This is a genomic window from Longimicrobium sp., assembly GCA_036387335.1.
GTDB lineage: Bacteria > Gemmatimonadota > Gemmatimonadetes > Longimicrobiales > Longimicrobiaceae > Longimicrobium.
This window is the reverse complement of the sequence record DASVTZ010000195.1, coordinates 1-9,683: the sequence shown is the minus strand read 5'-3', so window position 1 is coordinate 9,683 and position 9,683 is coordinate 1. Positions and strand designations below refer to the sequence as shown.

The window sequence follows — 9,683 nt, the reverse complement described above, 5'->3', positions numbered from 1 at the left end:
GTTTCGGGGGAGGGGGATGCGTCGCGGAGCGACGCTGGGGGTGGGGCCTACCGCCCCAGCCAGTACGTCGCCTTCACCACGAACACGTTGCTCGCGGGCGCACGGAACACCTCGCCGGCGTCGCGGCCGAAGTCGAGGTCGCCCACCGCGTCGAAGCCGTCGCGCTGCTGCTGCCACACGAAGAACAGCGCGGAGCCGGGACGGTACTCCCAGCGCAGCACCGCGTTTCCGCGCAGCGAGCGTGAGTTGAAGTCGCGCTCGCCGAACGAGAAGCAGCTCGCCGCGCCCGCGCCGTCCGGGTCCACCAGGTAGTTGGTGCCGGCTCCGGACGGATTGGAGCAGCTCGCGCCGCGCGTGATGGTGCCCGCGTCGCGGCCGTACACGCCGAAGTCGTAGCTGCCGGGGCGCTCGAGCTCCTTGAAGCCGCTGTAGTCGCCCACCGCCACGAACGGCTGCGCGAAGAGCTGCAGCGAGAGGCGCGACGTGAAGGTCCAGTCCAGCCGCGTCTCCATCGACACCGTGGTCTGATCTAGGTCCGCGAAGACGTAGCGGCGCCCGAACGTCTCGGTAGCGAGCGCGTCGTCTACCGTGCGCACGTACTGCGCGGTGCCGAACTCCTTTTCGAAGTTCGGGCTCAGGCGCAGCCGGACAGCGCTCGACGGGCGGTAGCTCATCGACACCCCCGCCCAGCGCGAGCTGCCCCCCGCGTCGCGGCGCGCGTAGCCCGTGTTCGCGCCGAACGATACGCGCTTGCGGGGGTCGGTCTCCACCCAGCCGGAGATGTCCCGCCGGCCGGGGTTGCGCGACAGGGGACCGCCGCGCGTCAGGCGGTCGTCGGAGGTCCATGGACGGTAGCCCAGGTTGCCGCCCGCGCTCCAGAAGTTCTTGAAGGTGCCGTTGGCGCCCACCGCGCCTCCGTTCAGGATCATGTCGCCGCCGAAGTTCCACGCGTGGAACGTGTAGCCGAAGTACGAGTGGTCGCGGAAGATCCCCTTCGCCTCGTTGACGCGGCGCCCCAGGAAGGTGGTGAAGGAGCGGTAGTCCGTGCGGCCCTGGAACCCGAGGTCGTTCACCTCGAAGCCGGGGCTCATCTCCTTCACGTCCAGCGACAGGTCCCAGTTGCCGCTCCGCTGGATGGCGGCCTCGGCGATGTGGCCCGTGAGCGAGGTGCGCGTGGGGTCGAGCGACAGGTAGTCGGCGTCCGGACGGTCGTAGTAGCGGGCGCTGGAGCGCTGCGCCGCGGTGATCACGTCCCGGCTCCCCGCCACGCTGGTGGCGGCCACGTAGCCGGAGACCTTCCACAGCCGGTTCGCCCAGCTGTGCTCCCCGTCCACGCCGCCAAAGAAGGCGCGGGAGCGGACGAGCGGATCGAAGGCCGCGTCGCTCATGTCGCGGTGCGTGGCCGTGGCCATGCCGCCGATGACGGTGTTGCCTCCGTGCATCTCGCGGCGCACGCGGCTCACGAAGTAGTTGGTCAGCGGCTCAACGGTGGCGGTCTGCCGGTCGCCGTCATCGGTGACGAAGCGCGCCTTCTCGGCGGCGGTCACGGCGTCCATGAGCCCCAGCGTCCAGGGGCCCACCTTCCCGCTCACCTTCCCGGCGCCCAGGATGGTGGACTGGCTGGGGACGTCGCTGAACCGGATCTCGCTGCCGGAGAGCTGGCGTTGCGGCGTGCGGCCGATGCGACGCGAGTAGAAGTACTCCTGGAAGCCGTAGTTGTTGAACGTCCCCACCTGCCCGAAGCGGAAGACGTCGCTCCCCTCGATGAAGAAGGGGCGCTTCTCCGGGAAGAAGGTCTCGAAGGCGCTCAGGTTCACCACCGCCGGGTCCACCTCCACCTGGCCGAAGTCGGGGTTGACGGTGCCGGTGAGGGTGAGGCCGGAGGTGATCCCCAGCTTGAAGTCCGCGCCGGCCGAGAGGCCCACGTCGTTGGACGAGTAGAACGGGTTCTCGGAGTCCCCGGGCTCGCGGGTGAGGCGGTTGCTGACGTACGGCAGCAGCTCCATGCGGCGCACGGGGCGGATGCCGGTGAGCCCCGTCACGTCGCCGAAGCGCGATACGAAGCCCGCGTCCGTGCGCGTCCAGGGCGACCAGGAGTCGCGCTCGTCGCGGCGGGCGATGTCGCGCTGGAGCTGCAGCCCCCACACACGCCCGCCCGCCGGCTCCGCGCCGCTGAAGCGGATCTGCGAGAGCGGGATGCGGAACTCGGCCGTCCACCCCAGCGAGTCCACGCGCGCGGCGGACTGCCAGACGGCGTCCCAGTCCAGGTCCTCGTTGGTGTCGTTGGAGTGGAAGACGTCCTTTTGCACGCCGCGCGGGTTCAGCGAGAAGCGGAAGCCGGTGCGGCGGTCGTGGTACGAGTCGATGGAGACGTGCACCCAGTCCGAGTAGATCCCGCTGGCGTCGCGCCGGGCGAGCTGCGCGGCGATGGAGTCGGGACGCGAGTCGAACATCCGCATCGCCACGTAGATGGCGTCGTCGGAGTACAGCACCCGCGCCTCGGTGCGCTCGGTGGGCGCGGCGCCCGCCTTGGGATACGACTGCGTGAAGCTGGTGGCGGCCTCCGCGGTGGCCCAGGCGGCCTCGTCCAGCCGGCCGTCGATGTCGATGCCGCCGGTGGCGCGGGCAGCCCGCAGCGTGCGGACCGTGTTGGGGCGCGTGCTGTCGGCGGGGGTCTGCGCGAGGGCCGGTTGCGCCAGGAGGGCGGCGGCGCAGAGCAGGATCAGGCGGCGGTGCATGCTTCGGCCTTTCGGGAGGTGGTGAGCGGGATTCATGGGAGGTACGAAGCTCCGCGCTTCGGGTTTCATCCGTTCCGCTAATTTCCTAGCACGTCAGCAGCGGGACGACGGAGGTTAGAGCGATGGAACGAGGAAAACGTTGGATTCCCCAGTTTACCTCTCCGTTTCCTCCGTGTCTCCGTGTGCGGATGTTGTTTCACGGTTTGTTAATCGGACCCCTGAATCAACGCACCGGCAGCCAGTAAGTGACTTTCAGGGCGAGAATGTTATCACCGGCCGTGTTGAGCGTTTCCAGCAGGTCGCCGGGACCCACGATGCTCCCCTCCCGCTCGCGCGCGAAGCGGTCCTGCTGCCACACGGCGAAGAGGGTGCTCCCCGGCCGCCACTCCCACCGCAGCACGGCGTTGCTGCGGAAGGAGCGCACGTTGAAGTCGCGGGGCGCGATGGTGAAGGTGGAAGTGCCTTCGGTCACCCGCAGCGTGCCGTCTTCCAGCGTGTCCACCCGCGTACCGTCTGTGCCGTAGCGGCGCAGCTCGCGGCTGCGCGCCGCCGGCAGCTCGCCATAGTCGTGGTAGCGCCCACTGGCGGCGAACGGCTCCGCGTATCCCTCCAGCGACAGCTCCGGGGTGAACGAGTACGTCAGGCGCAACTGCGTGGTGAAGGTGCTGCGGTCGATGGTCGAGAAGACGTACCTTTTGCCGTACGTCGCTTCCGTGCCGCCGGCGCGGGTGGTGATGTACTGGCGCGGGTTGGTGGTCCGCAGGTAGTTGGGCGTCATGGAGAAGCGCCAGCGCGGGCTGGGGCGCATCGAGTAGGTGGAGAGGAGGCGGTAGGTGCGCTCTCCCAGCTCGCTCTCGCCGTAGTAGATGCGGCCGCGGAGGCCGGTGCGCGACGCGGAGCTGTTGTACACGTCCACGATGGTGACCCACGCCTGCCCCGTGCCCATCAGCGGCCCGCCGCGCGTGAGGTCGTCGCTCTGGGAGCGCAGGTCGACCCACCCGGTGAGCAGCGTCTCCCAGTAGTTCTTGAAGGTCAGCCGCGTGTCCGTGCGCAGCGCGGAGAAGTTCCTCACCCCGCCGAAGTTCCACAGGTTCTCGGTGGAGAGCGCGATGGAGTAGCTGCGGAAGTACGGCCCCGGCTTCGTCTCGCGGTAGCGGACGCGCGCATAGCCGAACACGTCGTCGGCCGTGCCCTGCGCGCCGGCGTCGTTGACCTCGAAGCCGGGCGAGGTGGCGCTCAGCGAGCCGTCCCACAGCCAGTGGCGGCCGCTGTTGCGCGCCACGCCCACCGAGCCCGTCCACCCGGCCAGGGCGGTGCGCAGCGGGTCCAGGCGCACGTAGTCCGCGTCCGGCCGGGCGAAGTAGCGCGCGCTGGAGAGCTGCGTTCCAAGCAGCGCCGCGGAATCGCCGGAGACGTGGCTGAATCCCAGATAGCCGTTCAGCGAGTACTCGCCGCCCTTGAAGCGCAGGTTCCAGTCGGCGCCGCCCGCGAACGCCTGCCGGTGGAGGAGCTCGGCGAGCGGGCTCTCCGAGTCCAGCGCGCGCCCCACGCCGGTGAAGCTGACGCCCGCGGTGGACTGCGCCTTTCCGAACTGCCGCTGCACCCGCGCCACCCCGAACGCCGTCGTCGGCGCGACGGAGACGCGCTGGAACTCGCCGCTCTGGGTGGTGAAGGTGCGCGCGTGCTCCCTGCCCGTGACCGCCGCCAGCACGCCGATGGAGGTGCCGCCGCGCAGCCGCCCCGTCAGCTTTCCCGCGCCCAGGATGGTGCTGGTGCCGGGGAAGTCCACGTAATCGCCCGATGCATCGCCCGACGGCGCGGCGCCGATGCGTCGCGAGTAGAAGTACTCCGGCCCCCGCCCCGCCAGGAGCTGGCTTCCCTCGATGAAGAAGGGTCGCCGCTCCGCGAAAAAGGTCTCGAACGCGGACAGGTTCACCTCCGCGGGATCGGCTTCCACCTGGCCGAAGTCGGGATTGACGGTCGCCTCCAGCGTCAGCGCGGGCCCGAGCCCCATCTTGAGGTCGCCGCCCACGCGCGCTTCCAGGCTGCTGCCGTCGTCGAACGGATTCCCCTCACCCGGGGCGGCGTGGAAGGTGCCCCCGGCGGCCACGTACGGCATCAGCTCCACGCGGCGCGAGGGGCGCACGCCCTCGATCCCGACCAGGTCGCCGAAGCGCGACGCCCACGCCCGCTCCTGGCTGGGGATGGGTACCCAGAACACGTCCTCCTTGGTGGCCGGGTTCCAGCGGTCCAGGTTCAGCCCCCAGCGCTGCACCGAGCCCGCCGTGAAGCGCAGCTGGCTGAACGGGATGCGCATCTCCGCCGTCCACCCCAGCGAATCGCGGGCGACGCGGGCGGTCCACACCGGATCGAACGATCCGTCGGTGTCGTTCTCGTCGTCCGTGGGGTGGTACCAGTCGATGCGCGTGCCGGCCGCCGTCACGCCGAAGCTGTACGCTGTGCGGCGGTCCAGGTACGTGTCGAGCGAGATCCACAGGTGCTCCGCCTGGTTGCCGTCGTCGCGGCGGCTGACCGGGGCCTGGATGGCGCGCGGGTCGCGCTTGTGCATCCGCGCCCCCACGTACAGCGCCTCCGCGTCGTACACGAACCTCACCTCGGTGCGCTCGGTGGGCTCGGCGCCCTCCTTCGGCTGCTTCTGCACGAAGTCGCTGAGGACGGGCGCCAGCGCCCACGCCGCGTCATCCAGCCGCCCATCCAGCACCGGCGCGGCGCCGGTCACGCGCACCGCACGCGCCTCCTTGCGTCCCACGCGTACGCTGTCCGTCTGCGCGAGCGCGGGCGCCGCCAGCAGCACCGCGCAGACAAGAGGGGCGAGACGGAGGATCATCGGCCGCTCCGGGCCAGGTGGCGAAGGACGAGCGCGCGCTCCGAGTCTGACCGGATGGTGCGCGTGACGTCCATGAAGGCGTGGGAGATGCCGTCGTCCTCCAGCCGCGCGACGGGCACCTGCATCAGCACCAGCCGCTTCTCCGCGTCCGAACGGATCTGGCCGGCGGAGCGTAGCGCCCCCACCAGCACCGCGCGCGACGGCGTCCCGCGCTGGATGAGGCGGGTGAGCACCAGCCGCCGCTCCGAGTCCGACCCGATCCCGTCGACCGCGGTGAAGAAGGCCTGGCGCGTGTCGCCGTCTTCCAGGGTGTGGCGCTCGAGGACCCGTGTCAGCACCAGGCGCGTCTCGGCGTCCGAATCGATCGTTCCCGCCGCCTCCAGGAGCGCGGCCAGGCGCCTGCCGCCGCGCGCCGCGTCCGTCGCGCCGGACAGCACCAGCCGCTTCTCTGAGTCGGAGCGGATGCGCCCGACTTCGCGGAGGGCGCGCGCGTACTCGTCGTCGCGCATCGGCTCGCCGTCGAAGAGGGCGCGGAAGTAGAGCCGCCTGCCGGAGTCGCTCCGAACGCGGCCGATCTCCTCCAGCACGCCGCCCACGCCGCGCCGCGCCCGGATGCGCCGCACCCGCCGTTCCGCGCCCAGCCCGCCCTCGCGCGCCGCGTCGCCTAGCGTGCGGCGGATCCACGCCTGCCCTTCGGCGTCCATGGCGCGCTCCCGCCCGTCCACGAAGTACAGAACGCGCACGCCGCTTCCCTCGGGACGGAACTCCGCGCGCCGGTCGGGTCCGCGCCCCTCCTCCTCCACCACCAGCCGCCCGCCCGCGGGGAGGGACTCCACCCAGTCGCCCTCGTCGTTCAGCTCCACGTCGCCGGTCGCGCGGATCTCCAGCCGCTGGCCGCCGTCGATGGAGGTGTGCGTCCAGTTGCTGTTGTTCACGGTCACGTGACGCTGCTGCGCCGCGCCCGGCGTGGCGAGAAGGGCCAGCAGCAGAGCGCCGCAGCTCAGGCTCAGGGTCGTTCGGGGCATCGTTCCCTCCGGTTTAGGCGTTTCAAGTGGTGAAATTTCAGCACTTCGCATCGTACATCGCTCGTCGCACCCGGGCCTCTTGCCTCGCCGGCTAGATCCTTTCGATCGCCGCCGGAGTCCGATGGAACGCGGTCATCCGGTGGGCGGCTCTCTCAGGATGACAAACTGAACGGAGGCGTCACTCCCCCTTTTTGTCATCCTGAGCGACGCGCCGCACCGTCCTCTCCCGTTCTCCACCCTCTGGCGCGGAGCGAAGGATCTACTGCGCGTTCCGAGGGGCCTAGTGAACGCGGTTGAGGACGCCCGCGAGCCAGGTACGCCCTTCGCTGCCGAAGGCGCGCTCGACGCCGTTTACGCGATAGGTGCGGACCAGCCCGCCATCCGGGCCGCGGCGCACGCTCAGGCTGCGCGTGACGGAGGCACCGGTGAGCAGCGGATCCGGCTCCGTATCGCCGTCGTGACGGGTGTGCTCGATCTCGAGCACGCCGCCGGGGAGCACCTCGGCCACGTCGGTACCCGCGCGGTTCAGGCGCACGTTGCGGGCGCGCACGTTCAGCTCGTACGCGGTCCGGCCGTTGTGGTCGCCCTTGAGCTCGGTGGTGGTGTTCCACACGCCACCCGCGGAAGCCGGCGTGGCGCGGGGCACGGCCGGGGCGGCGGAAGTGTTGGCCGCCGCGCGACCCAGCAGCGCGGAGAGCGCCAGCCGCCGGTCCGTCTCCGAGCCGATGGAGTTGGCGGCGGCCATGTACGCCTCGCGCACCGACCCATCGATCGGCTGGTGCGCGGCGGCCGACGCGAGCACGATCCGCTTCTCGGTGTCGGAATCCATCTTCGACACCGTGCGGAAGATCGCCGCCATCGACGTGGCGCTGGGGCGCAGCCTTTCCAGGATGGTGACCAGCACCAGGCGCTCGTCGGTGCACGACGAGAAGCTCTCCAGCACCGTGTGCAGCGCGGGTGGAAGCGTGCCGCCCAAGGCGCGGTGCACGACGGCCTCGTTCAGCACCAGCCGGCGCTCCGTGTCCGAAGACATCGTGCGCGTCGCCTCGATGATCGCGACCACGTGCTCGCGCCGCAGGTCGCCGCGGTTGAGCAGCTCCATGAGCACGAGCCGCCGCTCCGTCGAAGACTCCATCCCCGCGGCCATGCGGATGATGTCGTCGTACAGGTCGGCGCCGCCGGGCTGCTGAATGGCGGCCCTCATCGCGCTCACTGTCGTTGTCGCCGGAAGCGCGGGCGGCGGCGACGGCTGCGACGACACGGAAGGCTGCGAGGGAACCGAAGGCTGCGACGGCTGCGAGGGCGCCGAACCCGTGGAGCCCGCGGGCTCCGGCTGCACGGCGGGGGCGCTCGTAGTGGCGGCCGGCGTAACGGGACGCATCGCGGCCACGGGCGCGGACGCAGTGGGCATCTGCACCGACCCCATCGTGCGCACCACCGGCGTCACGATGCGCGCGGAAACCCTCGCGATCGGTTCCGTCACGGCGTGCTGCGCCGGGCTCAGCGCCGCGAGCGGGAGGATGCACGCCGCCCCGGCCGCGAGCGTGCCCAGCACCACGGCGCGGCCCACGCCGGTGCGCGGCACGGCGGCGTCGAGGATGGCCAGGAGGCGCCCCTCGAACTGGGAACGGCGCGCCATCGCCAGCGCGGCGGCGGGGCCGGAGGCGTTGCCCAGCGAGCGCACGATGTCCAGCAGATGGTCCGCGTACTCGGCCGGGCGGGCACCGAGGGCGAGGACCGCATCGTCGCACGCCTGCTCGCGCTCCTGCCGCAGGCGGCGCGCGGCGGCCCACACCAGCGGGTTGTACCAGTGCACCGCCACCGCCAGGTGCGCGATCCACTGCGTGAGCGCATCCCAGCGGCGGATGTGCGCCAGCTCGTGCGCCAGCACCACCGTGCGCCGCTCCTCGCTCCAGTCGTCCGCCTCAGCGGGCAGGAGGACCACGGGGTGCACGATCCCCCAGGTCATCGGCACGGATGCGTGCTCGCCGCGCAGCAGCGTGACCATGCGCCCCAGCCTGAGGCGGCGCGCCAGCCCGTCCGTGAGCGAGGTCCACCGCGCGTCGGCCAACTCGGACGACCGCCGCTCCACCCACCATATGCGCAGGACGCCGTACGCCAGCCGCAGGAAGAGCACGAGCCCGCCCGCCGCCCAGATCCCCACCGCCCACATCATCCAGTCGATCCGCTTCTCCGCGGGCACCGGCGCGCTCTCGTGCGCGGGAGCGGCCACTGGCGCCTCGGCCACGGTCGGCTCCACCGGCGCGGCCACGGGGGCCGCGGGGGCTAGCTCCGAGGGCACGGGGACGATGCGCCACGCGGGCACCACGCGCTCCAGCAGCGGAAGCACGAGCACCCCCGCGAGCGCCACCGTCCACACCAGGTGGCGCGTGGCCGCGGAGGAGCGGCGCAGGAGCGTGGTGGCGCAGAGCGCGACGAGGAGCACGGCGGTGGTGCGCGCCACCAGGCCGAGGATGTCGGGGAACGCGAGCGGGCTCATCCTTCCACCTCCTCCCGGCGTGCGTGATCGATGAGCTTCGCGAGGCGCTCCAGCTCCGCCGCGGACGGGCGGGCGTCCTCGATCAGCGCGTTGACCACCTGCTCCGGGCTCCCGTTGAAAAAGGTGCGGAGCAGGTGCTGGAGCGCGTTGGTGCGCGCCCGGCTGCGCGGCGTGGTGGGCCTGTATACGTAGCGCTTCCCATCCATCTCGTGCGCCAGCTCGCCCTTCTCCTCCAGCAGGCGGAGCGCGGCGCGCACGGCGGAATAGGTGGGCGGATCCGGCAGGTCGTCCAGCACCTCCGCGGCCGTAGCCCGCGTCCGGCGGTAGACGATGTCCATGATCTGGCGCTCGCGGCGGCTGAGTGGCGACGGTTCCATGCGGCCTGGTGGGGAAGTGCAGAAAAAACAGCACGTGCTGAATATTCAGCACGCGAGCACTTCCGTCAAGTGTTTTGTTTTTCGCGCGGGGATTTCGGCGCATTCACCACCGTCCCGTAGGGGCAACCCCGCGTGGCTGCCCGTGCCCCGTGCCGCGCCGTAGCCCGCATCCGGGTGCGATGTCCGCATGGTGGG

5 protein-coding genes are annotated in these 9,683 nt (G+C 71.2%); all 5 read right to left on the bottom strand.

Annotated features, from left to right (window positions below; translation table 11 throughout):
- Positions 1-47: 47 nt before the first annotated feature.
- The 5 genes from VF647_19580 to VF647_19560 all read right to left on the bottom strand — a co-directional run bounded on the left by VF647_19580 (position 48) and on the right by VF647_19560 (position 9,488).
- On the bottom strand, positions 48-2,738 hold the full coding sequence (locus VF647_19580) for a DUF5916 domain-containing protein (GenBank protein HEX8454290.1): 2,691 nt from the start codon (positions 2,736-2,738) through the stop codon (positions 48-50).
- A 223-nt stretch (positions 2,739-2,961) separates the two neighbouring features.
- Entirely contained in the window at positions 2,962-5,586 is a 2,625-nt protein-coding gene (locus tag VF647_19575; protein ID HEX8454289.1) for a DUF5916 domain-containing protein, read from the bottom strand.
- A complete protein-coding gene (locus tag VF647_19570; protein ID HEX8454288.1) occupies positions 5,583-6,611 on the bottom strand; it encodes a hypothetical protein in 1,029 nt (342 codons plus the stop codon). Before VF647_19570 ends, VF647_19575 begins: the two co-directional genes overlap by 4 nt.
- A gap of 280 nt (positions 6,612-6,891) precedes the next feature.
- Positions 6,892-9,111 (bottom strand): M56 family metallopeptidase, encoded by a 2,220-nt coding sequence (locus tag VF647_19565; GenBank protein ID HEX8454287.1) that lies wholly within the window; start codon positions 9,109-9,111, stop codon positions 6,892-6,894.
- Positions 9,108-9,488: a BlaI/MecI/CopY family transcriptional regulator gene (locus VF647_19560; protein HEX8454286.1), complete on the bottom strand. Its 381-nt coding sequence runs from the start codon at positions 9,486-9,488 to the stop codon at positions 9,108-9,110. Before VF647_19560 ends, VF647_19565 begins: the two co-directional genes overlap by 4 nt.
- Positions 9,489-9,683 lie beyond the last annotated feature (195 nt).